We start from the raw sequence: 26097 nt of genomic DNA, 5'->3' as shown, positions 1-26097 counted from the left end.
GGTGCAGGATCCTATGCCGCGTTTTTTCAAGACAGCTGTGAGTCCGGCCCGACAGCATGACCGTCATGAACGGGATGCTGTCACGCGCCGTCACCGGCGCGGCGACCGTCGCCCGCGGCGTCCGCGACGACCAGCTGGACCTGCCCACCCCCTGCGACGGTTTCGACGTACGGGAACTGCTCGACCATCTGGCCTGGACGGCCGCGATGTTCGAGGCGCCGGCCCGCCGCGAGCAGCCGCCGCCGCAGGGACGGCGAACGGGGGTCTTCGGGGAGGAGGTGCCCGTGGCGGAGGACGCCTCGCCGTTCGAGCGGGCACCCGGGCTCGGCGGGCGGGATCCGGCCTGGAAATCCTGATCACGCGCCGAACACGGTTTGCGCTCGCTTGGGTCAAGCTCCCGGCGGACCGGCGGGGGGAGTCGTCGTAGGGGATGACCCGCATCCCTAGGAGGCGACATGAAGTCACGTCCGCTCGCCATCGTCCTCGCCGTGCTCGCCCTGTTGTTCGCCGCCGCCTGCGGAGGTTCGGGCGCCGTCGAATCCGCCGGCCAGCCGATGCCCGAATCCGGGAAGGGGATCCCGTCCATGCCCCCGGACGGTCGTCCGCCCGCCGCCGGAGAGGACACCGCCGAGAACGAGACCGAAGCCCGGGCCACCACCGGAAGCGAGGCGCCCGAGGCCGATGCCACCCGGCGGCGCGACACCTCCGCCGAGCAGATCTCCACCTTCGCCCTCGACGTGGACACCGCCTCGTACGGCTACAGCAAACGGACCCTCGACGAGGGCAGGCTGCCGGAGGCGGGCCAGGTCAGGCCGGAGGAATTCGTCAACTCCTTCAAGCAGGACTACGCGGAGCCCGGGGACGACGGTTTCACCGTGCACATGGACGGCGCCCGCACGCCGGGGAACGGCACCGCGCTGCTCCGCGTCGGCCTGCAGACCCGCCGGGCGAGCGCGGAGGCCCGGCGCCCGGCGAACCTCACCTTCGTGGTGGACGTGTCCGGCTCGATGGACGAACCCGGCAGGCTCGACCTGGTCAGGGAGGCGCTGCACAAGCTCGTCGACCAGCTCGGGCCCGGCGACCACGTCTCCCTCGTGGCCTTCAGCGACCAGGCGGACGTCGTCCTCTCCATGACCCCGGCGACCGAGAAGGAGGAGCTCCACGCCGCCGTCGAGCGCCTCGCCATCCAGGAGTCGACGAACCTGGAGGCGGGACTGACCAGCGGCTACGCGGTGGCCGCGGCGGGTTTCAGGCCGGTGGCCGTCAACCGTGTCATCCTGCTCTCCGACGGCCTGGCCAACGCCGGTGACACCACCTGGCAGGGCATTCTCGACCGGGTCGCGGACGCCGCGGGCAAGAAGATCACGCTGTTGTGTGTCGGCGTCGGCCGCGACTACGGTGACGAGCTGATGGAGCAGCTCGCCGACAACGGCGACGGCGCCGCGGTCTACGTCAGCTCCGTAGACGACGCGCGCAAGGTCTTCGTCGAGCAGCTCGCCACCAACATCGACCTGCGCGCCCGCGACGCCAAGGCGCAGGTCGTGTTCAACCCCTCGGCCGTGGAGTCCTACCGCCTGATCGGCTACGAGAACCGGCAGATCGCGACCGAGGACTTCCGCGACGACAGCAAGGACGGCGGCGAGATCGGCCCCGGCCACTCGGTGACGGCACTGTACGAGGTCCGGCTGCGCGGCGGGGCGTCGGGACAGCTGGCCACCGCCACCGTGCGCTGGCAGGATCCCGACACCCGCGACCCCGCGGAAGCCGCCCGTTCCCTGGAGACGGGCGACCTGGCGGCCTCGCCGTGGGAGGGGCCCACGCCGAGGTTCCAGGTCGACGTGGTGGCCGCGGGCTTCGCGGAGTATCTCCGCACCGGGGAGGGGATCGCCGGAGCCGAGCCCGACGACCTCGCCGCCCACGCCGACCGCCTGGCCGCGTCCACCGAGGACCCGGCGGTGACCGAGCTCGCCGAACTGATCGAGAAGGCCGCGTCGCTCCGGTAGGCGCCCGCACCCGCGTCGCCCGTACGCGCGAATCGTGATCGGGTGGGCTGGCTCCCCGTGAGCCGGCCCCGTGGGAGGTCCGTGCCGCCGGTCCCCCGACGGCGACCGGACCGTGAGCGGGGGCGGGGGCGAGGGCGCCCACGGTTACAGGGTGCGGGGTGATTTCCTATACACTGGCGTGGTCGCCGGGCCGGGCCCGGGGACATGGTTACACCCGAGGGGCTATGGCGCAGCTGGTAGCGCGCCTCCATGGCATGGAGGAGGTCTGGGGTTCGAATCCCCATAGCTCCACTTCGGTGACTGGGGTCCGCTGTTCGCAGGCTTGAAGCCTGCTCCCGGCGGGCCCCTTCGTCGTTCACCCGGGGGATCGGCACGCTCGCCGGCGTGATCGGCGTGATCGGCGTGATCGGCGTGATCGGCGTGATCGACCGGGATCCATCGGGGTCGACGAGACCGGCCATGAGCGTGCTCCCCAGGTGTTCCCCGGGGAGCACGCCACATGGCCGGTCGTTTTTCAGGCGCCGGCCCCCGGATGAGGGGGCAGCGGAGCGTTCACCGGAAGGATCACTGGCCGGTGATCACGAAGCTCGTCCCCGGCTGCCTCACGATGTCGCCGTCGGCCGAGTTGGTGATGGTCACGTTCGACAGGACCGCGTTGCCGCGGGCGCCGCTCATGGCCAGGATCCCGGCCCCGTTGTTGGACTTGTCGATCTTCACGTTGGTGATCGCGACGTTCGGCATGTTGCCGCCGCCCGTCTTGAACTGGATGCCGTCGTAGGTCGAGTCGGAGATGTCGGTGTCGCGGACGGTGACACCGGTGATGTCGCTGCCCTGCGGGAACAACGTGATCGCGCCGAACTCCTGATCCTCGTTCCAGAAGGCGCCACCCGTGCGGTACAGCCCGTTGTTGGCGAGCAGCGTGGTCCCCGAGAAGGGCAGGGGGCTGTGGTCGGTCGCCAGCATGATGCCCGGGTAGTTCATGGTGTCGTAGATCAGGTTGTTCTCGGCGGAGTTGTCGTAACCGCCGTAGATCGCGATGCCGTTCGCCCGCCAGGGCAGCTGGATGGTGTTGTTGACGAAGTGGTTGTCGTGCGTGTTGTCGACGACCCGGTCCTTCACCGCCTGGTTGGCCCAGATCGCCAGGGCGTCGTCGCCGGTGTTGCGGAACGAGGAGTTGAACACCCGCGAGTTCCGCGTGCCGTTGGTGAAGTTGATGCCGTCGGCGTAGGTGTTGCGGATGCGCATGCCGCTGAACAGCAGGTTGTCGCCGGGGCCCCACAGGGCCGGGATGTTGTCGTAGTCACGGCCGACCCAGGCACCCACGTTGGCGTGCTCGATCCACACGTTGGTGATCTTGGTGTTCTCGCCGAACCGGCCGTTCAGGCCCACTCCGCCCTCGTCGTTGCCGTCTCCGCCGCGGATGCGGCCCGAGCCGAAGATGGCGATGTCGGAGATCTGGGTGTTGCTGTCGATGTCGAAGCCGAAGTTGCCCTCGTGCGGGTGGTTGATGCCGCCCACCACGTCCTGCGGCTCGGTCAGGGTGTACAGCTGGGAGTGCCACATGCCCGCGCCGCGGATCGTGACGTTGCTGATGCCCACCTGGTTCCACTGACCCCGGTTCAGCGGGTCGTCGGTGAGGATCTTCTGCTCCTGGCGCCACTGGCCCGCCGGGATCCACACGCAGCTGATGACGCCGTTCTGGTCGTCCGTCACCGCCCGCTGGATGGCGGCCGTGTCGTCGAGACCGTCGTTGGGCACCGCGCCGTAGTTCGTGATCGAGGTGCAGCCGGCCGGCTGGCTCGCCGCCGGCGCCACCTGCTCCAGGTCGATCAGGTCGATGACGTAGAACGAGGCCGTGTCGCCCGCGTCGCGCTGCAGCTTGAACTTGGTGCCGGCCGGGTAGCTCTGTGAGAGCAGCGCGTGCGACTCGTCGAACAACCTCCGGGCGTCGGCCTGGGGGGTGTTCGACAGCGCCTCGGGGCCGTCGGTGTTCCCGTACAGCCAGCTGTGGCGCGAGGAGAGGGTCAGCTTCCTGGAGAAGGCGCCGTTGATGTAGAGGCTGATGGTGGCCTCGATGCCGCCGCCGCCCGCCGCGTCGGGGATGGAGTTGCGGACCACGATCGAGTTGGAGGGGTTGGTCGAGGTGAACTCGACGAACTGGCCCGTGCTGTTCAGCCGCACCGACTTGCGGCCCGAGGACTCGGTGGCGAAGTTGGTGTGCCCGAAGGTGCGCAGCGGGTCGGTCTCCAGCAGGGTGCCCTGGTAGTTGGCGGCCTCGGCCTCGTACTCGACGTACGGGACGGCCGCGCCGCGCCCGACCACGATCGACTGCGAGAACGTGTTGTTGTTCTCGTTCGTCTCGGTGACGGTGTTGGTCGCGTCCGCGGTGGCGGTGATGGTGGCGCCGCCGCTGGTGGCGGTCCAGCTCCCGCTGACGGCCACGTTGGCCGTCGCGCCCGCGGCGATCGACGCGGTGTTGCCGTTGAGCGTGGTGCCGCCCACCGCCACGCGGGTGACCGTGGTCGTGCCCGACGCGGCGGTTCCCCGGTTCCGCACCGCGACGGTGAACGTGACCGGCGCGCCGACGGCCGGGTTCTGCGGGCTGGAGGTGACGCCGAGGACCTGCAGGTCGGGACCGGGAGCCTGCGAGACCACCAGCGGCGACGAGGCGGTGAGGGTGTTGTTGCCCTCGTTCTGCTCGAAGACCGTGTTGTCCGCGTCGACCCTGGCGCTGACCGTGTAGCTGCCCTCGCCGCGAGTGCCGATGTTGTGGGTCACTGTGGCGGTGGCGCCGGCGGCCAGAGCGGGGACGGCGACGGTGCCGGCGAGGGTGCCGTCGAGGTTGAGGTTGACGCTGTCCGCCGGAGAGGCGGCGTTGCCCGCGTTCCTGACCGTGGCCGACAGCGTGATCGCGCCGGCCTCGCTCGGGGACGCCGGGGTCCAGGAGAGGTTCGTGACCGTGAGGTCGGGGTTCGGCGCGGGGACGCCGATGACCTGGAACTCGGCGACCTGGCCGCCGGGCGCGCCGCTGTTACCGGTGAACCTCAGTTGGACGTCGGCGACGGTGGCGCTGAAGGTGATCGTCACCGAGTTGCCGGAGGCCGGGTTGAACGTGTAGTTCTGCGCCGACACCAGGTTGGTGTATCCCGTGGCGTTCTGCTCACGGCCCAGGACCTGGATGTTCTGCGTACGGGTGCCCCACGCGGAGTCGGGGTTGAGCTTCACCACGACAGAGCTGACGCCGGCGTTGGCGCCGAGCCTGGCGGTCAGCGTGTTCGGGAACGCGCCGGAGTTGGCCTCCCAGTAGGTGGCCAGGTTGTTGTCGTTCGCGTTGGCGGCGACGAACGAGTGCACGTGGCCTGACGCGACCATCTCCTTGCCGATCGCCAGGTTCGTGCCGGGGTCGCCGGTGCCGTTGCGGGTCACGGAGTTGCTGTTGGCCGACTGGTTGCCCGCCGCGTCCTTGGCCCGTACGAAGTACGTCACGGTCGCCGACGCCGGCTGGTTGTCGGTGTAGGTCAGCACGTTGCCGACACTGCCCCGCAGCTGGTTGTTGGCGTAGATGTCGTACCCGGTGACGCCCACGTTGTCCGTGGAGGCGTTCCAGGCCAGCCTGATCTGACCGGTGGCCGGCTGGGTGAAGGCGAGGTTGCCGGGGGCCGACGGGTTCTGGTTGTCACCGCCGGCGGCGGCACCGTAGATCTCGAACTCGGAGATCTGCGCGGCGGGCCAGCCGGTGTTGGCGGTGATGTTGACACGCCAGTAGCGGTGGGTCGCGGCGCCGAAGTCGATCGTGACCGTGTTGCCGGTCGCCGGGTTGAACGTGTAGGTCGCCGAGCCCACGACCGTGCTGAAGGTGTTGCCGTCGGCGCCGCCCTGGACCGAGAGCGTCTGGGTGCGGGTCTCCCAGACGGCCGGCGGGGGCAGCTTCAGGACGATCTGGTCGACGCTCGTGGCGGCGCCGAGGTCGATCCGCGCCCACTGCGGGAAGCTGTTGTTGGCGCTTTCCCAGTAGGTGGACTGGTTTCCGTCGTTGATGGCGGACACCGCCTGGCCGCCCGTGGAGCTGCTCGCCAGGGTCGCCTTGCCCGGCGACAGATTGGGGCCGGCCGCGGCGGAGGCCGGGACGACCGACCCCACCATGAGCAGGCCGGCGGCGGCGACCATGGTCGCCACCAGCCGTAACGGTCTGTACAGCATTCTCATTCGCGCTCTTCTTCTCTCGTCAGGCACGGCGGGGCCGAGGCGTGAAGGCTGCGCCTTCACCGCACACGTAATGGGGGGCAGGTGCACGACGCAGTGCATCCCTGGAGAGTTGCGAGGAATAGCAAGAAACTGAACAATAGATTGCAATATTCTTGCATGACGTTGGCCAAATGTTACATACGTGCTACGGGCGCGTCAACGGCTGGGAAGCAGCTTTCTCAACCGGCTCGACGCGAGATGTGACAAGGGGTCAGAACGGCGGTGAATGCCGGGCCGTGGCTGTGGCCGTGGCCGCCGGGCGCGGGTATCGGTCTGTGAGCGCTGGGCTGTGGACGCCGGGCGCCGGCATCGGCCTGTGAGCGCGGACATGTGGGCGCCGGGTCACGGGCGCGGGGTCACGGGCGCGGGGTCACGGCGCCGGTCCGTGGGCGCCGGGCGTGGGTCACCGGGATGCGGGCACCGGTCTCGCGCGCCGGACGGCCGGATCGCCGGCCTCGGCGGAGGCGGAGGGGGCATCCCCGCGCGTCGCCTGCTGCCGTACGCCGGCGCGCGCGGGGGCGGTCGTTCTCAGCCCAGTTCGTAGTCGAGGTGGAAGGAGTGGGCGCCGTCGTCGTTGACGATCTGGCCGCCGCCCCGGATGCCCGACAACTCGCCGGTGCCGGAGTCGGGGAGGATCGTCCAGCTCAGCGCCGACTCGCCCGCGTGGCCCGTGGCCGTGTGGTGGAGCACGAAGGTGCCCTTGCGGCCGTGCGCGATGCCGGTGAAGCGCTCGAAGCCGGCGTAGGCCGCCGACGTCTCGACCTGGGAGATCGCGGTGATGATGTCGGTGGTGCTGGTGCCCACCAGGTCGCCGTCGAAGGTCTTGGTGATGTGGACGCGGGAGAGCGTGGCTCCCTCGGCCTCGTCGTAGGGCTGTGGGTCCCAGCTGTCGATGGTGAAGGTTCCTGTGGCGCGAGGCATGTGGGGCTCCCTTGTGGAATTCCGGATCTCGCGCCCATCCTGGCGACCGTACCTGCCATCTGATGTCAGATACGGGCCCGCTCCGGACTCCCTAGGACAGCCTCCACTTGTCCATGTTCCAGGTGATGGTCGACTGCGCGGGGTTGGGGACGACGTTCTGGAGCGTCTCGTCCCACGCGCTGAGGCCCGGGTGCTGGAACAGCGGGATGGTGGCCAGGTCGCTCCAGAGCCGCTTCTCGATCGCGCCGATGATCGGGTCCTGGGCCGCCAGGTCCACCGTCGAGTTCAGCTTCGCGATGAGGCGGTCGACCTGCCTGCTGGAGTAGCAGCCGTTGTTGTTGCCCTTGTTCTGGGCGTCGCACTTTCCCGGCGAGGTGAAGTTGGAGGCCCAGCCGCTGACCAGGGCGGAGCCCGACCAGGCGAACAGGGCCACGTCGTAGCCGTTGGCCGGCATCACGGTGCCGAGGAAGTCCTCGGAACCCTTGTCGACGACCTTGAAACCGGCCTTGTTGCAGGCGTCGATGATGAGCTGCACCGCCGCGGTACGGCGCGGGTTCGGGGTCTGGTAGCCGATGCTGACCTCCAGGCCCGTCCTGCCCGCCTCCCGCAGCAGCGCCCTGGCGCCCGCGATGTCCTGCCGCGCGTACACGTCCGCGCTGCCGCTGGCCGCGACGACCCTCGCGCTGTTGGCCTGGAACGGGGCCACGGTACGGACCTGCAGGGGCTTGGCGGAGGGGGAGACGGGCCCGATCAGGGTGTTGACGATGAGCTGCCTGGGCACGCACCTGGCGAACGCCTCACGCAGCCTCCTGTCCCTGAACGGGCTGGAGTCGAAGTTGAAGTCCAGGTGCTCGTAGGTGTACTTCTCGAAGACGTCGACCTCCACGCCACGCAGCGACTGCAGCTGCCTGAGCACGTCGGGTCCCGGCTGCGGCTCGACGATCTGGACCTCGCGGTTCTGCAGCGCCTGGGCCTGCTCGTCGAGGGTGATGAAGCGCTCGACGATCGTCGGGGTCGCGGCCGGGGTGCCCCACCACCTGTCGTTGGCGACCAGGGTCAGCCGCTGCCCGGCGTCCAGCTTGGAGAGCTTGTACGGCCCCGAGGACGGGATCAGCTCGGCGTCGGGCAGCCTGCCCTCGGAGACCCAGCCGTCGTTGAAGAACGTGATGCCCTTCGCGATCCTCCTGGAGTCGCCCTCCCTGACCGCCGCGATGAAGTCCTCCTCGGACAGGCCGTCCTGCTTGGCGATCACATGGGCGGGCATCATCTCGGTGGCGCCAGGACCCCCGGCCACCCAGTCCGCGAACGGCTTGTCGTAGACCAGGGTGAACTTCTTTTCGCCCTTGCGGCAGTCGGGCACCTTGGTGTCCCGCAGGCCGGTGGTGTCGGCGGAGGCGAAGCCCCCGACCTTGCCGGACCGGAAGGCCCACCACAGCATGACGTCGTCGCAGTCGATCGGGACGCCGTCCGACCAGACCGCCTTGTCGTTGATGGTGTACTCGACGCTCAGCGGGTCGTCGGAGACCTTCTCGTACGTCCCGAAGTCCTTGTCGGGGGTGATCGCGCCCTTGTCGCCGTAGAACCAGAAGCCCGTCAGCACCCGCTGCAGGGGAGCGGCGTTGCGCGTGGCGTTCTCGGCGGTGGTGTTGTTGTTGTAGGAGTGGAACTCCTGCTCGTACGCGTAGGTGATGGTCTCGCTCGGCAGGGCCGACTCCGAGCCGGAGGCCGCGGGGTCGTCCGCCGGGCCGGTGTCCGCGCAGGCGCTCAGCAGGAGCGCGCCACTCGCGAGCAGTGCCAGGAACCTTCCCGGCCTTCGTGCGTGGAACACGGCACCACTCCTTCGATCGCCCGGTCCCCGGTCTGTCCCCGTACCGGTCGAGCATCGTCACTTCGTGTGGCCGGGCGGAACCCGGACCGGCATCGCGTCTCCCCATGACCATGCCGAACGCGAGACCCTCAAATGAGGAGAATAGGAAAAACACCACCTTTGAGCGAATTTACCCAATATGTGAGATAGCCGTCTCACGGGTTCGGATCACGGGCATGTCCCGCGAGAAGGGCCGTGGCCTGATTCTTGCGGTTATTGGCGCTCGGGCCACTCGTGGGCCCGTGTGCCGTCCCTCGATTATGGAGCGCATGACAACGACCCCTCGGGCGCCCGAACGCACGCTGCACCGCGCCTGGATCGTGGCGGGAGTCGCGTTCGTGGCCATCCTCGGCGCGGCCGGGTTCCGGGCGACGCCCGGCGTGCTGATCACACCGCTCCAGGAGGAGTTCGGCTGGTCCCGGGGCACGATCTCACTGGCCGTCTCGGTCAACCTCATGCTGTACGGGCTGACCGCACCCTTCGCCGCCGCCCTCATGGACCGCTTCGGCATGCGCAGGGTCGTGACGTACGCCCTGCTGCTGGTCGCCGCGGGCAGCGGGCTCACCATCCTGATGAACGCCCCCTGGCAGCTCATCCTGTGCTGGGGCGTGCTGGTCGGTCTCGGCACCGGCTCGATGGCCCTGGTCTTCGCCGCCACCCTCACCGAACGCTGGTTCGTCCGCCACCGCGGACTCGTCACCGGCGTGCTCACGGCGGGCGGCGCCACCGGGCAGCTCGTCTTCCTGCCCGTCCTCGCGCACCTGGCGGCGGACAGGGGCTGGCGGTCGGCCGCCGTCACGGTCGCCGTCGCCGCCCTCGTCGTGGTCCCCCTGGTCTGGTTCCTGCTGCGCGACCGGCCCGAGGACGTGGGCACCACCGCCCTCGGCGCCGACCCCGCCGCGCCCCCGGCGGTCCGGCCAGCGCGGGCCGGCGGTGCCGCCTCACGCGCCCTCGGCGTGTTGCGGAGCGCGGCGCGTACGCGTCCCTTCTGGCTGCTCGCCGGGGGGTTCGCGATCTGCGGGATGAGCACCAACGGCCTGGTGGGCACCCACTTCATCCCCGCGGCCCACGACCACGGCATGGCCGAGCCGGTCGCCGCGGGGCTGCTCGCCCTGGTCGGGATCTTCGACGTGGTCGGCACCGTCGCGTCCGGCTGGCTGAGCGACCGGGTCGACTCGCGCGTCCTCCTCGGCGCCTACTACGGCCTGCGCGGCCTGTCGCTGATGGCGCTGCCGAGCCTGTTCGGGGCGACCGCCGAGCCCAGCATGCTCGTCTTCATCATCTTCTACGGCCTCGACTGGGTGGCCACGGTCCCGCCGACCGTCGCCCTGTGCCGCCAGATCTACGGTCCCGACGGGGCCGTGGTGTTCGGCTGGGTCTTCGCCTCCCACCAGGTCGGCGCCGCGATCGCCGCGGTCGCCGCGGGAGTCACCCGCGACCACTTCGGCGCCTACGACCTCGCCTGGTACGCCGCGGGTCTCCTCTGCCTCGCCGCCGCCGTCATGTCGATCGTCATCACCAGGAAGCCCGTCACCGGGAACCCCGTCACGGTGACGTCCGGCACCGGCGAGGTCACCACCGAGGAGCAGGCATCCTTGAAGGCGTGAGAGAACGAGGCGGGGCGGCGGCGACGGGCGGCGGGGACGGCGAGGGCGGCGAGGGCGGCGAGGGCGGGGACAGGGACAGGAAGGTCCTCCCGCTCGTGGTGCGGATCGAGCGCTCCGCGCCGCCCGCGCGGACCGACGCCCTGGAGGCGGCGGCCCTGGCCGTGCTGGCGCTGCTCGACGACCCGCGCGCCCTCGACGGCGGCGAGTGGGCCGAGGCCGTACGGGCCTGGGACGGCAGCCGGTTCAGGAAGGTCGTCCGGCGGGCGCGCGGGGCGGAGTGGCGCAGGGTGCTCGACCTGCCCGGTGTCACCGTCACCTCGGGCACCGCCGAGGTCCGCGTCCACCCGCCGGTCCCGCTGGACGGCTGGCCCAGGGACCTCTCCAGGCTCCAGGTGTCCGGGACCGAGCTCGCCGACCCCTCCGAGCCGGGACCGCCGGGGGACGTGGTGCTGTGGCTCAACCCCGGGCTGACGATGTCGGCGGGCAAGGCCATGGCCCAGGCCGGGCACGCCGCCCAGCTCGCCTGGCAGGCGAGCGGGGACGACACCAGGAGGGCATGGCGGGACAAGGGCCTGGCTGCCTCGGTGCGGACCGCCGATCCCGCCGCGTGGGCCGGGCTGGTCGCCTCTGGCCTGCCGGTGGTCAGGGACGCCGGGTTCACCGAGATCGAGCCGGGCTCCCGCACGGTCGTCGCGGACGCTCCGTGGCTGCGCGGGGACGGCCGGTGATCGGCGGGCGACGCGTGAGCCGGTGATCGGCGGGTGACCGGCATGGGGGCGCAGGCGTCCACGGGGGAACGGCCGGTGACCCGGTCCGGGGGACGAGCGGTCAGCGGGGCATCCTGACGATGTCGGCGAGCACGCCGCCCTCGGGGGTGAGCCGCGCCGCCGACGGGCTGTCGTGGACCACCAGGAGGCGCTCGCCGTCGAGCACGGTGATCCCCTCCGGGTGGTCGTTCCCGTTCCCGTGCGGCAGGTCGCCGACGAGTTCCAGCTCGTGCCGTACCGACGGCTCGTCCTCCGGGTCCCAGCGCAGCACCCGGACCGGGCCGTCCAGGCTCATGGTCGGCCCCGCGAGGATCAGCAACCCGCCCCGGTGCGGGCACATGTCGCGGACACCGAGCCCGCCGAGGTTCAAAAAGTGCGTCCGGTATGGCCTGCCGTCGATGGGGGCGAGCCTCAGACTGCCGGGACGCCGGGGATCGCTCTCCGGCCGGATCTCCAGCATCGCGGCCCAACCGCGCAGCACCGGGCCGCGCAGGCCGACGAACAGGCGGTCGTCGAGCACGGCGATGCCCTCGATGTCCAGCCCGTTGTCCTTGCTGGGAATCGCCACGAAGGGGGCGAGGTGCGGATCGTCCGCCAGCAGGTCGGCCAGGTTCCGGCCGGGACCCGCCAGGATCTCCGCCCTGCGGGAGCCGTCCTCGCGGGCCGGGGTGGCGCCGACGAGCGGCAGCCGTACGAGGATGTAGCGGTTCTCCTCGCGCACCACGCTGCCGAGACGGCGGCGGGCCTTGTTCGGCGGATGCCCCTTCTTGACCCGCCTGCGCTTGAGGCTGTGCGACCCGATCGCCCAGAGCCAGCCGTCCGCCCGGCCCAGGCCCTCGATGTCGGCCTCCTCGTCGCGCCCGGCCGGCAGGTCCACGAAATCGGCGAGGTGGAAGGTGCGCTGGTCGTCGAAGCGCCCGGCGCGGAACGCCAGATGCTCGACGGTGGCGGTCTCGTCACCGGCCAGCCAGAGCCCGAGGGCGTCGGTGCGCACGGCCGACAGGTTGGTGTGCGTCCTCGCCTCGCGTGAGGAGACGTCGAACCTGAGCTCCACCTGGTGTTCCACGAACATCCTGGAATCATCGCAGGGTGTTTCGCGCGAGGAAGGGGAAGGTACTCGTTCCCGAAGTGTGATGGGGATCCCGCACGGGAAAACAGGATTTGTCGTACGCTCCCGATCGTGCTCGATGGGTTGGGTGGGACTCAGGGGACCCGGGAGACGGGTCCCGCGCCGACATACGTGACCGCGGAGGCGGCCACATCGGAGATGCCGAGAATCGTGGCTGAGAGCCCCCCGAAGCTACCGGATTCCCCCGTGAAGCGGTCCCGTATCGGCGACCTGCCGATGCGCGTCATCTACCGCATCCTGGCCGTCGGCCTCGCGGTGATCCTGGCCGCGGTCGCGGCGGTGGTCGGCTTCGTCTCCTCGGGCTCCCCAGATCAACCGGGCGAGGGAAAGACGGGGCAGATCGCCGCGCCATCTGCCGCGCCACCCTCGTCCGGTCCAGGCTCGGCGGAGCCGTCCGTCCCCGCGACTCCGGCGACGGAGCCGTCCGCCTCGGCGTCGGAGCAGGCGTCCGCTCAGTCCTCCGCCGAGGCCTCCCCGGCGCAGTCGGCGCAGGCGTCCCCCTCGGAGAGCCCCGCCGAGACGGCCGCTCCCTCCTCGCCGCCCGACGGCTCGGAGCCGGCGCCCGACCGCAGCGCCGTCATCGCGGCCCTCGCCGATCCCCGGGTGCCCGACCTGCCGCGTGACAAGCGGCTCGGCCGCCTGCCCGGCAAGGCGGACAAGAGCAAGCGACGCGTCCAGGACGGCAAGTCGGGCGTGTCGCTGGTCCGCCTGGGCAAGCCCTGGAAGGTCTTCGGCGCGTCGCCGTTCTCCACCAAGCAGGTGCTGCCGAAGGCGAAGGGCGCCGCCCACCGGGGGATGCTCGCGACCTGCCCGGTGCCGATCCTGGTGCAGAAGGAGTCCAAGGACACCGCGGTGCTGGCCGCCCGGTGGACGCTCAACCACCACCCCAAGGGCGGCAAGATCACCTGGACCGCCTCGCAGCCGATCAAGGACGGCTGGCTGCTCGCCTACCGGGTGAAGTACAAGCTGAAGGGCAAGACGCGCTCCTCCATGGCCGCCGTCGCCGTGACCGAGATCTCCGGTGCCAAGCCCGCGATGCTCTTCGCGACGATCCCCGACGCCCAGAGCAAGTACTGGCGGGCCATCAACACCGCGGTCTCCTCCCTCAGATTGAAGTGAGCCTCACCTGGGCAGGAATCGCCTTGTCCGTGTGACCTGGTGAAACTCGGGGGATTTTCACGGCCGGCCGCTTCGCCGCCGCACGCGTGACGACCTCCCGCCCGCTCGCCGGGCGCGGGGTTCGGCTCTCCTGCGGAAGGCGGCCCCGGTTCGAGGGCCCGGACTGAGCCGGGCGTCCCGGGCGCGCCTCCGGGACGCCCGGCCAGGCCGACTCCCCCGAGCCGTCGAGGGGGAAGTCGTGAACCGACCGGCGTCTCAGGAACGCAAGGGTGCCGGCCCCGACACGCCCGACAAGGGGAACGAGACCAAGCCCTGGCGGTCCGAGGGCCTGCCCGGCGACGGGGCGCCCACCCCGCAGCGCCCGAGGTTCAACTGGGTGCGCTTCCTGATGACCATGGTCATCGTCTACGCGGGCTTCTTCATCGTCTCCTCGTTCTTCGAGGAACCCACCGAGCCGATCTCCTACACCCAGTTCACCCAGCAGGTTCAGGCGGGGAACGTCAAGGAGGTCTACGCCACGGGCACCGCGATCCAGGGCACCCTCAGGAAGGCGGCCCGCGACCCCGACAGCGACAACGTCACCTACCACAAGTTCTCCACGGAGCTGCCGGTCTTCGCCGACCGGGCCGGGCTCTACCAGCGGCTCCTCGCGACGAAGGTGAACATCAGGGCCGAGCCCGTCGGCGGGAACCTCCTGTCGAACCTCCTGCTGTCCCTGGTCCCGGTCCTGCTGCTGGGCGGCCTGTGGATCTGGCTCGTCCGGCGCGCGGCGTCCGGCGCGATGGGCGGCGGGATGGGCGGCCTCGGAGGTCTCGGCGGCCTCGGCAGGTCCAGGGCGGCCAAACCGGTGGAACCGGCCAAGGTCCGGGTCGACTTCGACGACGTCGCGGGCATCGACGAGGTCGAGAACGAGGTCGCCGAGGTGGTCGACTATCTCAAGGACCCCGACAAGTACCGGCGGCTGGGGGCGAAACTGCCCAAGGGCGTGCTGCTCTCCGGGCCGCCCGGCACCGGCAAGACCCTCCTCGCCCGCGCCGTGGCGGGGGAGGCCGACGTGCCCTTCTTCTCGGCGAGCGCCTCGGAGTTCATCGAGATGATCGTGGGGGTCGGGGCCTCGCGGGTGCGCGAGCTGTTCGACGAGGCCCGCAAGGTCGCGCCGTCGATCATCTTCATCGACGAGATCGACGCGATCGGCAGGGTGCGGGGCGGCAGCACCATCGGCGGCCACGACGAGCGCGAGCAGACCCTGAACCAGATCCTCACCGAGATGGACGGCTTCACCGGCTCCGAGGGGGTCATCGTGATCGCCGCCTCCAACCGGGCGGAGGTCCTCGACCCGGCGCTGCTGCGTCCCGGCCGCTTCGACCGTACCGTCGTGGTCTCCGCGCCGGACGCCGAGGGGCGGCTGGCGATCCTGCGCGTCCACAGCCGGGGCGTGCCGCTCGCCGGCGACGTGGACCTGGAGCGGCTCGCCAGGACCACTCCCGGCATGACGGGCGCGGACCTGGCCAACCTGGTCAACGAGGCGGCGCTGCTCGCCGCCAAGCGGGGCAACGACAGGGTCGACGCCGCCGACTTCGCCGACGCGCTGGAGAAGATCCTGCTCGGCGCGGCCCGCGCCGTCGTGATCCCGCAGGACGAGCGGAGGCGCACCGCGTACCACGAGGCGGGCCACGCGCTGCTCGGCATGCTCCAGCCGGGCGCCGACCCGGTGCGGAAGGTCTCGATCATCCCGCGCGGGCGGGCGCTCGGCGTCACGCTCTCCACGCCCGACACCGACCGGTACGCCTACGACGAGAAGTACCTGCGCGACCGGATCGTCGGGGCCCTCGGCGGCATGGCGGCCGAGCAGGTCGTCTACGGCGTGGTCACCACCGGCTCGGAGAACGACCTGGAACAGGTCACCGTGATCGCCCGCGGCATGGTCGGCCGCTGGGGCATGTCCGCCAGGATCGGCCCGCTCACCGTCCTGCCCGCCGCCTCCGACGGCCGGCCCGCCGCCGCCCCGGACACCCTCGCCGCGGTGGACCAGGAGGTACGGCGCATCGTGGACGAGTGCTACGAGGTCGCCCTGGCCGTCCTGACGGAGAACCGGAGCCGCCTGGACGGCATCGCCGCGGCCCTGCTGGAGAACGAGACCCTGGCCGAGGCCGAGGCCTACGCCGCAGCCGGGCTCCCGGTGAACACCGCCGCCGAGCCTCCCTCCCCGGAACCGCCTCCGCGGCTCCCGCCCCCGCCGCACGGCTGACCTCTGGGCACCTGTCGCGGATCGGGTGCTCCGTCGTGGACGGGGTGCTCTGCCGTGGATTGGGTGCTCCGTCGTGGATCGGGTGCTCTGTCGTGGATCGGGTGCTCTGTCGTGGATCGGTTGCTCTGTCGTGGGCCGTGTGCCTGTCGTGGATCGGAGTCGCGCTAGGCTCGGTCGCCGTGACCCAGATCGTCCTCGCCTCCGCCTCTCCCGCCCGCCTCGCCCTGCTCCGCAGCGCCGGACTCGATCCCAAGGTGATCGTCAGCGGTGTGGACGAGGACGCCGTCACCGCCGACAGCCCGAGCGAGCTCTGCCTCGCGCTGGCCCGCGCGAAGGCGACCGTGGTCGCCGATGATCTGACCGAGGGGCTGGTCATCGGCTGCGACTCGATGCTCGAACTCGACGGCCGGGCCCACGGCAAGCCGTCCTCACCCGAGGAGGCCGTCGCCCGCTGGCGCGACATGCGCGGGCGCGAGGGCCGCCTGCTCACCGGTCACTGCGTCATCGACGCCGCGGACGGGCGCGAGGTGGCGGAGGTGGGCGCGACGGTCGTGCGCTTCGGCACCCCCGGAGACGACGAGATCGCCGCCTACGTCGCCACCGGTGAGCCCCTCCACGTCGCCGGGGCCTTCACGCTGGACGGCCGCGGGGGCTGGTTCGTCGACGGCATCGACGGCGACCACGGCAACGTCCTGGGCATCTCCCTGCCCCTGCTCCGCCGCCTCTTCGGCGCCCTCGGCTTCTCCGTCCCCGGCCTCTGGCAGCGTCCCTGACGCCCGCCGCCTGCGTGCCCGCCGGCTTCCGGAGGCTTTCCTCCGAGGTCTCCCGGTGCCGTCGGGCGCGCCCTCCCGGGTGACGCCCGATCCCGATAATCTTCCGCCATGGGTCATTTCCGCTCCTTTCTGGACGGCATCGGGTTCTTCTTCCAAGGGCTGCGCTGGGTCGCGCGATACCCGCGCTGGTGGCTGTTCGGGTTGATCCCGGCTCTGATCGCGTTCGCCCTCTACGCGACCGGCCTCTACTTCCTCGGCACGAACGCGCTGGACATCGCCGCGTGGGGCACGCCGTTCGCCGACGGATGGAGCGAGGCGACGCGGACCGCGCTGCGGGCGGTGGTCGGGCTGGCGCTCTTCGGCGCGGCGCTGATCCTGTCGGTGGTGACCTTCACGGCGATCACCCTCATCCTGGGCGACCCCTTCTACGAGAAGCTCTCCGAGAAGGTGGAGGAGACCTACGGGGAGGTGCCGACCGGCTACGACCTCCCGCTGTGGAAGTCGATCCCCCGATCCATCAGGGACAGTCTCGTCACCCTCGGGTGGCTGTTGCTGTTCACGATCCCGCTGTTCTTCCTCGGTTTCGTGCCGGTGATCGGGCAGACGGTGGTGCCGGTCCTGGGCGCCCTGGTCTCGGGCTTCTTCCTCACGATCGAGCTGACCACGCTGGCCCTCGAGCGCAGGGGACTGGCGCGCAAGCGACGTTTCGGCCTGCTCAGGGGGAACAAGGCCCCCGCGCTCGGCTTCGGGGTCCTGCTCTTCCTGCTCTTCCTCATCCCGTTCGTCGCGGTGATCGCGATGCCCGCCGCCGTGGCGGGCGCGGCCATCATGGTCCGCACCCGCCTGGCGCCGCCCGTCCTCCCGGCGGGAAGGACGGACGGGAGCCCGCGCGTCGACAGGGGTGTCTGAGGAGTTCCCGCTCCCCTTGGCCGTTCACCTGTGGACGGCCAAGGAGGGCTTTCCACAGAAAGGCGCTCGGTGCAAAGGAGGCGGGCCGGTTCCGGCGAGGCTTCGGGACATGACACCAAACACCCCTGCCTCGCCCGAGCCCTCGCCTGCCGGGTCCCCGGTTTCACCTGAAGCGTCGTCTCCATCGGCCCGGTCCCCGGTCGCGCCCGAAGCGCCGTCTCCCTCCTCTCCGTCCTCCCCGCCCGCCGCGCGGCCCCGGCTCCTGCTCGGTTCCACGGAAGACGTCCTGGGCGCCGTTCCCTACCTGCTGGGGTTCCACCCCGCCGACAGCCTGGTCGTCATCGGCCTCACGGGCAGCCCGTCCAGGGGCAGGCTGCATCTCACCGTCCGGTGGGACCTGCCGCTGGGGCCCGGCGGTCTCGGCCGGATCGTCCCGCTCCTCGGGAAAGAGGGCGTCACCCAGGTCGTCGTGGTCGGTTACGGTGCCGGCCCGCTGGTGACCCCGGCCGTCGACGAGGCCGTGGCGCTGTTCCGCCGGAGCGAGCTCACCGTCGTCGACGCGCTCCGGGTGGAAGACGGCCGCTACTGGTCGTACGAATGCTCGCGGACCGACTGCTGCTCGGCCGACGGCATGCCGTACGAGCGGCGGGCCGGTGCGGTCGCGGCGGAGGCGGTCCTGCACGGGCTGGTCGCCCTGCCGGACAGGCAGACCCTGGAGCGCTCGCTCGACCCGGTCACCGGGCCCGCGCGGGAGGCCGTCCGCGAGGCGACGGGCCGTCTCACGGAGGAGATGCGCGGCAGGCTCGCCGGATGCCACGACCCCGACGGGTTCGCGGCGGAGTTCGTCGCGGACGGCATGGCCAGGGTTCGCGAGGCGATCGTCACCTACGCCTCGGGAGGGCGGCTCGACGAGGACCAGGCGGCCAGGCTGGGGCTCGACCTGGCGGTGATCAGGATCCGTGACGAGGCGTGGGCGCTGGTCACCGACGAGAGCCACGACGCGCATCTCAAGCTCTGGCACGACCTCACCCGGAGGCTGGAGCCGAGGTTCGTGCCTCCGGTGGCCTCGTTACTCGGCCTGGTCGCCTGGCGGCGGGGAGACTCCGCGCTGGCGGGCGTCGCCCTCACCCGGGCGCACGAGGCCGACCCCGGATACTCGATGGCCAACCTGCTCGCGCACGCGATCCACCACCTGGTCCCGCCCCACGTGCTCGACGACAGGATGCCCAGCCCCGAGGAGCTCGACCAGGAGATGGGCAGTCCCCGGATGTCCTGGCTGCTCCCGATGGCCGCGCTGCTGGAAGAGCCCGGCGGCCCCGGCCGCGAGGCGGCCGCCGGGTCCTCGTGCCCCCGCGCCACCGGATGACCGAGCTCCCCCGGTTCCGGCCGGTCGGGGTCACCACGCTGTCGCGCCGGTCCGGGTCCCCTCGGACCGGAGCGACGGGGCACGCCGGTCTCAGCTCACCGGTTCTTCAGCTCACCGGTCTGGGGGACCCAGACGACCTTCGGCGGGCCGCCCTGCAGGAGGCGCTGCAGGACACCGACCCCCGCCCCGGTCGCTCCCACGAGGGTGACCAGGAGGTGGACGGCGCTGAAGTAGAGGCCGAAGGGGACGCCCCGGCGGGCGAACACCCGCCGGTAGGTACTGCCGTCGAGGACGATGGCGGCGGCGACGAGCAGCGGCGACACGAGGGCGCCGACGCGGCCGGTCAGCAGCGGCAGCAGAGCCGCCGGCACGGCGACGACCAGCAGGACACCGCCGAACGCGCGCGGCACGGAGTCGCCCGGCGTCTCGCCCTTCTTCCACTCCCGCGCGCTCACCCGCGCGCGCCGGAACACCTTGTTCACGATCATCCCCATCGTGGAGTCGTGGTCGGCCCGGCCGCGGACGGCGTCGGTGATGCGCACCTCGTAACCCTTCCGCATCAGCCGGGAGCGGTAGTCCGCGGACACCGTGTCGCTCAGATGCGGGTTGAAGGGGCCGATCTCCTTGAACACCTTGGCCGTTACGGCGAGCACGGCCGCGTGCAGTTCGAGGGTCGGACGGTCGGTCGGCATCCACCAGTGATACATCTGCAGCGCGCGATACTGCGCGGGGAGGGTGTTGGCCGCCAGCGGCTCGGGGTGCAGGATGCCTCCCAGGGCGCCCAGCCTGGGCTCGGCCTGGAGGATGTTCACCGCGTTCTCCACGGCGTCCGGGTCGAGGGCGATGTCGCCGTCCTGGAAGAGCAGGATCTCGCCGTGGGAGTGCTCCGCGCCGAGGTTGCGCGCGGTCGACGCCCCGCTGTTGACCTCGGTGCGCAGCACGGTGACGCCCATCGACCTCGCCACCTCCGCCGCGTCCTCGGTGCCGCAGTCGTCCACCACGATGACCTCGATGGGGGAGTAGGTCTGCTTCTCCAGCGCGCGCAGGCACAGGCGTAACACGTGGGATCGGTTGAAGCTGGGGATGATGACCGAGACTAGCGGGCGTTCTCGATTCACAGGTCGCTCCATTGGCTGAAGGCCGCTCTTTCCGAACCGCCGGGTGTCGGCCGATGATCAGGGCGGGCAGCCCCGGTGGGTCTTCGGTCAACCGGTCGTGGCTCGTCGCCCGACCTCCGACCGCCTTGCTTCCCGCCCACGCTAGCCTCGACGGCTTGTCTCATTCTTGTCGTGCGGTCCGTCATGTCGTACGGTTCCCTTTCCGTGCGGCTTGTGCGGTCCGGGGCCGAGGTTTGCGCGGTCCGAGACCGAGGCCTGCGTGGTCCGGGGCCGAGGTTTGCGCGGTTCGAAGCCAAGGTCTGCGTGGTTCGAAGCCGAGGTTCGCGCGGTCCGGGGCGCGGACGACAAGGAAGCGACAAGAACCGGTCAGTACGTTGAGGTGCCGGAAGTGACCGCGGATCGTCAATGGCTCTCGCCGGCCTGACCTACGTGCCGAGGTGGTGTGCTGATGGGCGACCGGGACATCATGACCGAGGATCAGCCGACGGATGTCCCTCCCGAGAAGCCGCTCAGCCGGCGGGCCCGCATCGGCCGGTTCGTCCGGCCACGGCGGCGGTGGTGCCTGGGCACCCGGCTGGTGGTGACGGCCACCACAGGGTGGCTGCTGTTCGTGGTCGCGCACCTGCTGGTGAGCGGCCGCACCTCGCTGTGGGCCCCGCTCGACCTGATGCCGCCGTTCATGTTCGTGGCGGTGCCGTTGCTGGTGCTGGTGGTGGCGCCGCTGGCGCGCCCGGTCCGCCGGCGGGTCATCCCGGTGCTGGTGCTCACCCTGGCGCTCGGCGCGGGACACAGCGGGATCAACGTGGCGACCCTCTGGCACACCCCGCCGCCCGCGCCGCCCGGGGCCGTCAAGGTGGCCATGTGGAACACCGAGTTCTGGGACCAGGACTGGCGCACCTCCGACGGGAACAGCTACTCGCCCGACTTCTACGACTACCTGCGCGAGATGGACGCGGACGTCTACCTGCTCACGGAGTACCTCTACGTCGACACCTCGGCGGGGGACATGATGTCGACGAAGTGGACCGCCGACATGGCGCTCCGCATCGACAAGACGGCAGAGCTGCGACGCGAGTTCCCGGGATACGAGGTCGCGACGTCCGGGGAGCTGATCACGCTCTCCCGGCTTCCCATCGTCGCGCAGCGCGGGCTCGACATGACCCCGTGGCTGCCCGAGGACCAGAAGGCGATCCCGGAGGTGATGCGGGACTGGCCGGACTCCTACACGGTCGAGACGCTGCGCACCGACATCCGGGTGAACGGCAAGGTCGTCTCCTTCTACAACACGCAGATCAACCAGCCCCCGCTCGAATGGCGGCTGTACGACGGCGAGGCCCGCGACTCCAACCAGTACGCCCACAGCAGGCGCGAGGCGAGCTACCGGGCGCTTCGCGCGGACGTCGAGGCGAACGACAACTCGGTGGTGCTCGCCGGTGACCTCAACACCACCCCGGCGATGGGGATGCTCCGGCTGCTGCCGGAGAAGCTGGTCGACCACACCCGGGCGCTGCCGTCCCTCTATCCGGTCACCTACCTCGCCGGAAACCTCGAGCTCTGGCGGATCGACTGGGTGCGCACCACGCCGGACGTCGTCGTGCACCGCTACGAGATGCCCGGGGCCGCCGGACTGTCCGACCACCGTCCTCAGCAAACGGTTCTATCGGTCGGCCACTGAGCCGTGGAAGGAATTGACATGACGGAACCAGCGACCGCGCGACCCGAGGATGTCGCGGTCATCGTGCCGAACTACAACAAGAAGAAGACCCTCCGAGCCTGCCTGGAGGCGGTGTACGCGCAGACGTACCCCCCGGCCGAGGTGATCGTGGTCGACGACCGCAGCACGGACGGCTCGCTGGACATCGCGCGGGAGTTCCCGTGCACGATCGTCGAGCTGCCGACCAACCAGGGGCCGTCGGGGGCGCGCAACACCGGGGTCGACTCCAGCACCTCGCCCCTGCTCTTCTTCGTGGACTCCGACACGGCGCTCGCCCCGGACGCCGTGGAGAACGCGGTGCGGGCCTACCGGGAGACGCCCGACTGCGGCATGGTTCAGGGGATCTACGACAAGGAGCCGCTGTACGACGACGGACCGGTGGAGAGATACCGCGTCTTCTCCGAGCACTTCGACCGCCAGCGGGCGGTGTCCACGTTCCTGTCCAACTCGCTGATCCCGCGCACGGTCTACCGCGAGGCGGGCGGGCTGGACGAGCGGCTGCGCGACGGCGAGGACTTCGAGTTCGGCAACCGGGTGCCGTCCAGGTACCGGCTGGTGGTGACCGCGACCGTGGTCACCAGGGCGGACGACGTCGACCGGTTCTGGGAATGCATGTGGGAGCGGTTCGTCAGGGCCAGCACCCTGCCGGTGATCATGTTGAGGGCGCGGCGGCTGTACGACGACGACACGATCGGGTTCCGGCTGGACATGATCGGCCCGGATCCCCGCACCCGCCGCCTGCCGCCGCGGATCTCCTCCGTCTCGGCGGCGCTGAGCCTGTTCACGCTGCCGTTCGTCTTCTTCGTGCCGTGGCTGCTCGTGGTGCTCGCGCTGCTGCTGGCGGCGTTCGTGACGGTGAACCGTGACTTCCTCCGATACTCCTACCGCTACCGGGGCGCGGGCTTCGCGCTGCTGATGGCCTCGATGCAGTTCTGCTATCACACGGCGTTCTTCCTCGGCGCCGGCGCGGGGCTGCCACGGCTCGTCTACGAGCTGCTCCGCCGCCAGGGGCACCCGGCCAAGACCGGTATGACCCCGGTCTCCCCGGCCGGTGCGCCCGAGTGACCGAGAGCCGGCCGTGGCGCCCGTGGCGCCCGTCGTGGCGCCTGCCCCGCGCGCTCGTGCGCGCCCTGATCGCGGCGTTCGCGCTGGTCCTGGTGGGCGCGGTGGCGGCGGCACTGGCCGGGCAGGACTGGAGCGTGGTCTCCGTCATGCTCGCCCGGAGCGACGGCGGGCGGATCGGCCTCCTGCTGGCCGGCGCGCTGCTGACCAGCATGGCCGGGCTGGGGTTCGGCTACCTGGCGTGGCGGGCGGTGCTGTTCGAGCTCGGGCCGCGGGTCGGCGAACCGCGGGTGGCACGCGTCTTCTTCGTGACGTTCCTGAGCAAGTACGTGCCGGGCAAGGTGCCCGGCCTGATCGCCGCGACCAAGGTGGCCACGGCCAACGGTGTCGGTCTCGGGCGGTTGATGGGCACGGCGGCGCTGAGCATGAGCCTGGTCCTGCTGACCGGGCTCACGATCGGGCTGCTCGCGGGCGTGCACATGATCGGCACCCAGGTGGCGTGGCTGGTGGCGGTGGCGGCGGTGCTGATCGTGGTCGTGCTGGTGCGGCCGCAGCTGGTCAACCACGGCGCGCAACTGGTGCTGCGGGTGCTGCGCCGGCCGGACCCGGCCAGGTCGGCCTCGCCGCGCGGGATACGGTTCGCGGTCGTCGCGCAGGCGGTGTCGTGGCTGGTCACCGGCCTGCACCTATGGCTGCTGGCGGTCGCGATGGGAGCCGACCCGCTGCGGTCCCTGGGACTGTGCGTGGGCGCGTTCACCCTGGCCACGACGGTCGGGATGCTGACGGTCGTGCTGCCCGACGGGATCGGCGTCCGCGAGGCGGTGCTGACCGCCGCCCTGACGGTGGTGCTGCCCGCGCCGGCGGCCGCGGTGGTGGCGGTGGCCAGCCGGCTGGTCTCCACGGTCGCCGAGGTGGCGCTGGGAGCGGCGGCGCTGGCGGTGGCCGAGGTCGTCATCCGTCGTACCCCGGCCGCGGCCTCGAAGCCGGATCCGGAGCTCACGGCGGATCCGGAGCCCGCGACGGCGCGGGAGCCCGCGACGGTGGCGGAATCGGCGCCGGTGGCGGGAGACAAGTAGCCCTGACAAGCATCGGAACAGACCAACGCGTGCGAGCGTCCGCCAGGTGGGTCCCCTCCCGGCCGGCGGGCGCCCGCCAACCCGAAGGGGTCATCGACCATGGATGAGCAGCGGCCACTGGTCTCGGTCATCATTCCCAACTACAACTACGCCCGCACGCTGGACCTGTGCCTGAGCGCGCTTGAGCGGCAGGACTACCCGCACATCGAAGTGATCGTCGTCGACGACCGGAGCACCGACGACTCGGTGGGGATAGCCCACCGGCACGGGGTGCGGGTGCTGGTCACCGACACCAACATCGGGGCGCCGGCGGCGCGCAACCTCGGCGTCGAGCACGCCCGCGGGGAGGTGCTGTTCTTCCTCGACTCGGATGTGGCGCTCACCCCGGACACGGTGGGCAACGCGGTGGCGCTGCTCACGTCCGATCCCACGCTGGGTGTGGTGTGCGGCACGTACGAGCCGGAGCCGCTGATCCCCGACAGCCGCGTGGAGCGGTACCGCAGCCTCCAGCTGCACTACTGGATCTCCGGTGACGCGGGCGACATCACCACCATCTACTCGGCGATCTTCGCGATGTGGACCAGGGTCTTCCACGAGATCGGCCCGCTCAACCCGGCGTTGCGCCACAGCGAGAACGCCGACTACGGCCACCGGATCACCCAGCGCTACCGGATCGTGCTGGACACCGCGATCAGGGGCGCGCACGACCACGACGACAAGCTGAGCGTGGTGCTGTCGAAGTTCTTCCACCGCGCGCGCCTGCACATCCCGCTGTACCTGCGCCGGCCCGACTTCAACGGCGGCCCGACCAACAGCAGCCGCGGCTGGGGTTCGCTCGCCGCCCTGTTCGCGGTCGTCACCGCGCCGCTGCCGGTGCTGTTCGGCCCGCTCTGGCTGCTCGTGCCGCTCGTGCTGCTGGCCGGCTCCATCGCCTCCGACCTGGGGATGTACCGCTTCGTCTGGGGCTACGCCGGGCCGGCGTTCACCGTCTACTTCACCGCGATCCACTTCCTGGTGAACGTCACCGTCGCGCTGGCGGTGTTCGTCGGCGCCGCGCACTGCGTGCTGTCCAGCAAGTTCCGGAACACCTACGACATGCCGGAGCCGTCCGCACCGGCGATGGGGGCGTGAGCGATGACCGGCCCGCTGGTATCGGTGATCGTGCCCAACTACAACTACGCCGGCTCGCTGGAGCTCTGCCTGCGCGCCCTGCAGGAGCAGACGTACCGGCCGATCGAGCTGATCATGGTGGACGACGGCAGCACCGACGACTCCGTCGCGGTCGCGGAGCGGCTCGGTGTCCGGGTCGTCCGCACCGAGCGCAACATGGGGGTGGCCGGCGCGCGCAACCTCGGCACCACCCACGCCCGTGGCGAGATCCTGGTGTTCGTCGACTCCGACGTGGCCGCCTACCCCGACTCCGTCGAGGTGGCGGTGGGCATGCTCGCCGCCGACCCGAAGCTCGGGGCGGTGTGCAGCATCCACGACCCGGAGCCGCTGATCCGCGACAGTCTCGTCGAGGAGTACCGGGCACTGCAGTACTACTACTGGACGGCGAGCTCCGAGGGGCCCATCTCGTTCCTCTTCCCGGCGATGGTCGCGATGCCCCGCCACGTGTTCGACGAGGTCGGGCGGTTCAACACCCGGCTGCGCGAGACCGAGGAGGTCGACTACGGCCACCGCCTCACCCAGCGGTACGACATGGTGCTCACCTCGGCGGTGCGTTCCCGGCACGACCACGACGACGAGCTGTTCAAGCTACTGAGCAAGCTGTTCAAACGGGGGCGCGCCCGGGTGCCGCTGTACGCGCGGCGTAAGCGCTTCGCCCGGGGGTTCGAGACCTCGAACCGGGCCGGCGGCAGCCTCGCCGCGCTGGCGGCGGTGGCCACGTTGCCGGCGCTGGCGTTCGGCCCGGCCGGCGCCGCGCTGCCCGCCCTCGCCCTGGCCGTGTCGATCCTGGCGGACCTCGGCATGTACCGGTTCGTGCTGCGGCGACGCGGCCCGCTGTTCCTGCTCTACTACGGTACGGTGCATTTCGTGGTGAACGTGACCATCGCCGCCGGGGTGGCGGCCGGGGTCGTGCAGTGGTTCTGCTCCGCCAGGTTCCGCCGGCTCTACGATTCCGACCTGCTCGTGCGGCCCTCGGCCGCCGGGGAGGCGGCGACGTGACGGC

Annotated in this window: 19 protein-coding genes and 1 tRNA gene; 15 read left to right on the top strand and 5 right to left on the bottom strand. The window is 70.9% G+C overall.

The window, feature by feature from the left end; all coding sequences use genetic code 11:
* The first annotated feature begins 65 nt into the window (after nucleotides 1-65).
* The 3 genes from AB0F88_RS14235 (at nucleotide 66) to AB0F88_RS14225 (ending at nucleotide 2294) form a co-directional block, all read left to right on the top strand.
* Nucleotides 66-356, top strand: a complete 291-nt coding sequence (locus AB0F88_RS14235; protein WP_362682307.1) for a maleylpyruvate isomerase N-terminal domain-containing protein — start codon at nucleotides 66-68, stop codon at nucleotides 354-356.
* 99 nt (nucleotides 357-455) lie between these two features.
* Nucleotides 456-2003, top strand: coding sequence for a von Willebrand factor type A domain-containing protein (locus tag AB0F88_RS14230; protein WP_362682304.1), 1548 nt, complete (start codon nucleotides 456-458; stop codon nucleotides 2001-2003).
* A gap of 218 nt (nucleotides 2004-2221) precedes the next feature.
* Nucleotides 2222-2294 (top strand) — tRNA-Ala (locus AB0F88_RS14225).
* A gap of 273 nt (nucleotides 2295-2567) precedes the next feature.
* On the opposite strand, the gene AB0F88_RS14220 is transcribed toward AB0F88_RS14225, so the two are convergent.
* From AB0F88_RS14220 to AB0F88_RS14210, 3 genes are all read right to left on the bottom strand, one after another.
* Nucleotides 2568-6209: a CARDB domain-containing protein gene (locus AB0F88_RS14220; RefSeq protein ID WP_362682301.1), complete on the bottom strand. Its 3642-nt coding sequence runs from the start codon at nucleotides 6207-6209 to the stop codon at nucleotides 2568-2570.
* A gap of 567 nt (nucleotides 6210-6776) precedes the next feature.
* On the bottom strand, nucleotides 6777-7169 hold the full coding sequence (locus AB0F88_RS14215) for a DUF3224 domain-containing protein (RefSeq protein WP_362682298.1): 393 nt from the start codon (nucleotides 7167-7169) through the stop codon (nucleotides 6777-6779).
* A gap of 91 nt (nucleotides 7170-7260) precedes the next feature.
* Nucleotides 7261-8997: an ABC transporter family substrate-binding protein gene (locus AB0F88_RS14210; RefSeq protein ID WP_362682295.1), complete on the bottom strand. Its 1737-nt coding sequence runs from the start codon at nucleotides 8995-8997 to the stop codon at nucleotides 7261-7263.
* 308 nt (nucleotides 8998-9305) lie between these two features.
* On the opposite strand from AB0F88_RS14210, the gene AB0F88_RS14205 reads away from it, so the two are divergent.
* Together AB0F88_RS14205 and AB0F88_RS14200 are read left to right on the top strand one after the other, a co-directional pair.
* On the top strand, nucleotides 9306-10643 hold the full coding sequence (locus AB0F88_RS14205; protein WP_362682292.1) for an MFS transporter: 1338 nt from the start codon (nucleotides 9306-9308) through the stop codon (nucleotides 10641-10643).
* Nucleotides 10640-11371 carry a peptidyl-tRNA hydrolase gene (locus AB0F88_RS14200; protein WP_362682289.1) on the top strand — a complete coding sequence of 244 codons (732 nt, stop codon included), beginning with the start codon at nucleotides 10640-10642 and terminating at the stop codon, nucleotides 11369-11371. Before AB0F88_RS14205 ends, AB0F88_RS14200 begins: the two co-directional genes overlap by 4 nt.
* 100 nt (nucleotides 11372-11471) lie before the next feature.
* On the opposite strand, the gene AB0F88_RS14195 is transcribed toward AB0F88_RS14200, so the two are convergent.
* Nucleotides 11472-12482, bottom strand: coding sequence for a DUF3616 domain-containing protein (locus AB0F88_RS14195; protein ID WP_362682286.1), 1011 nt, complete (start codon nucleotides 12480-12482; stop codon nucleotides 11472-11474).
* Nucleotides 12483-12725: 243 nt separating this feature from the next.
* Here AB0F88_RS14195 and AB0F88_RS14190 point away from each other — a divergent pair, with 243 nt between their 5' ends.
* The 5 genes from AB0F88_RS14190 (at nucleotide 12726) to AB0F88_RS14170 (ending at nucleotide 18954) form a co-directional block, all read left to right on the top strand.
* Nucleotides 12726-13658 carry a hypothetical protein gene (locus tag AB0F88_RS14190; RefSeq protein ID WP_362682283.1) on the top strand — a complete coding sequence of 311 codons (933 nt, stop codon included), beginning with the start codon at nucleotides 12726-12728 and terminating at the stop codon, nucleotides 13656-13658.
* Nucleotides 13659-13896: 238 nt separating this feature from the next.
* Nucleotides 13897-15906, top strand: a complete 2010-nt coding sequence (ftsH, locus tag AB0F88_RS14185) for an ATP-dependent zinc metalloprotease FtsH (protein ID WP_362682280.1) — start codon at nucleotides 13897-13899, stop codon at nucleotides 15904-15906.
* A 179-nt stretch (nucleotides 15907-16085) separates the two neighbouring features.
* Complete coding sequence (locus tag AB0F88_RS14180; RefSeq protein ID WP_362682277.1) at nucleotides 16086-16679, top strand: nucleoside triphosphate pyrophosphatase; 594 nt, start codon at nucleotides 16086-16088, stop codon at nucleotides 16677-16679.
* Nucleotides 16680-16787: 108 nt separating this feature from the next.
* Entirely contained in the window at nucleotides 16788-17588 is an 801-nt protein-coding gene (locus AB0F88_RS14175; RefSeq protein ID WP_362682274.1) for an EI24 domain-containing protein, read from the top strand.
* Between the two features lie 109 nt (nucleotides 17589-17697).
* Nucleotides 17698-18954 carry a DUF4192 domain-containing protein gene (locus AB0F88_RS14170; RefSeq protein ID WP_362682271.1) on the top strand — a complete coding sequence of 419 codons (1257 nt, stop codon included), beginning with the start codon at nucleotides 17698-17700 and terminating at the stop codon, nucleotides 18952-18954.
* A gap of 95 nt (nucleotides 18955-19049) precedes the next feature.
* On the opposite strand, the gene AB0F88_RS14165 is transcribed toward AB0F88_RS14170, so the two are convergent.
* Complete coding sequence (locus AB0F88_RS14165) at nucleotides 19050-20072, bottom strand: glycosyltransferase family 2 protein (RefSeq protein WP_362682268.1); 1023 nt, start codon at nucleotides 20070-20072, stop codon at nucleotides 19050-19052.
* A 448-nt stretch (nucleotides 20073-20520) separates the two neighbouring features.
* Between AB0F88_RS14165 and AB0F88_RS14160 the strand changes: the two genes are divergently transcribed.
* From AB0F88_RS14160 to AB0F88_RS14140, 5 genes are all read left to right on the top strand, one after another.
* Nucleotides 20521-21747, top strand: a complete 1227-nt coding sequence (locus tag AB0F88_RS14160; RefSeq protein ID WP_362682265.1) for an endonuclease/exonuclease/phosphatase family protein — start codon at nucleotides 20521-20523, stop codon at nucleotides 21745-21747.
* A gap of 18 nt (nucleotides 21748-21765) precedes the next feature.
* Nucleotides 21766-22851, top strand: coding sequence for a glycosyltransferase family A protein (locus tag AB0F88_RS14155; RefSeq protein ID WP_362682262.1), 1086 nt, complete (start codon nucleotides 21766-21768; stop codon nucleotides 22849-22851).
* Nucleotides 22848-23924: a lysylphosphatidylglycerol synthase domain-containing protein gene (locus AB0F88_RS14150; RefSeq protein ID WP_362682259.1), complete on the top strand. Its 1077-nt coding sequence runs from the start codon at nucleotides 22848-22850 to the stop codon at nucleotides 23922-23924. The genes AB0F88_RS14155 and AB0F88_RS14150 overlap by 4 nt, the downstream gene beginning before the upstream one ends.
* Before the next feature lie 99 nt (nucleotides 23925-24023).
* The gene (locus tag AB0F88_RS14145; RefSeq protein ID WP_362682256.1) at nucleotides 24024-25055 is read left to right on the top strand and encodes a glycosyltransferase; all 1032 of its coding nucleotides are present in this window, start codon (nucleotides 24024-24026) and stop codon (nucleotides 25053-25055) included.
* 3 nt (nucleotides 25056-25058) lie between these two features.
* Nucleotides 25059-26093, top strand: a complete 1035-nt coding sequence (locus AB0F88_RS14140; RefSeq protein WP_362682253.1) for a glycosyltransferase family 2 protein — start codon at nucleotides 25059-25061, stop codon at nucleotides 26091-26093.
* Nucleotides 26094-26097: the final 4 nt, after the last annotated feature.

The organism is Streptosporangium sp. NPDC023963 (assembly GCF_040639135.1).
Taxonomy (GTDB): Bacteria; Actinomycetota; Actinomycetes; order Streptosporangiales; family Streptosporangiaceae; genus Streptosporangium.
This window is presented reverse-complemented; position numbering and strand designations above follow the sequence as displayed.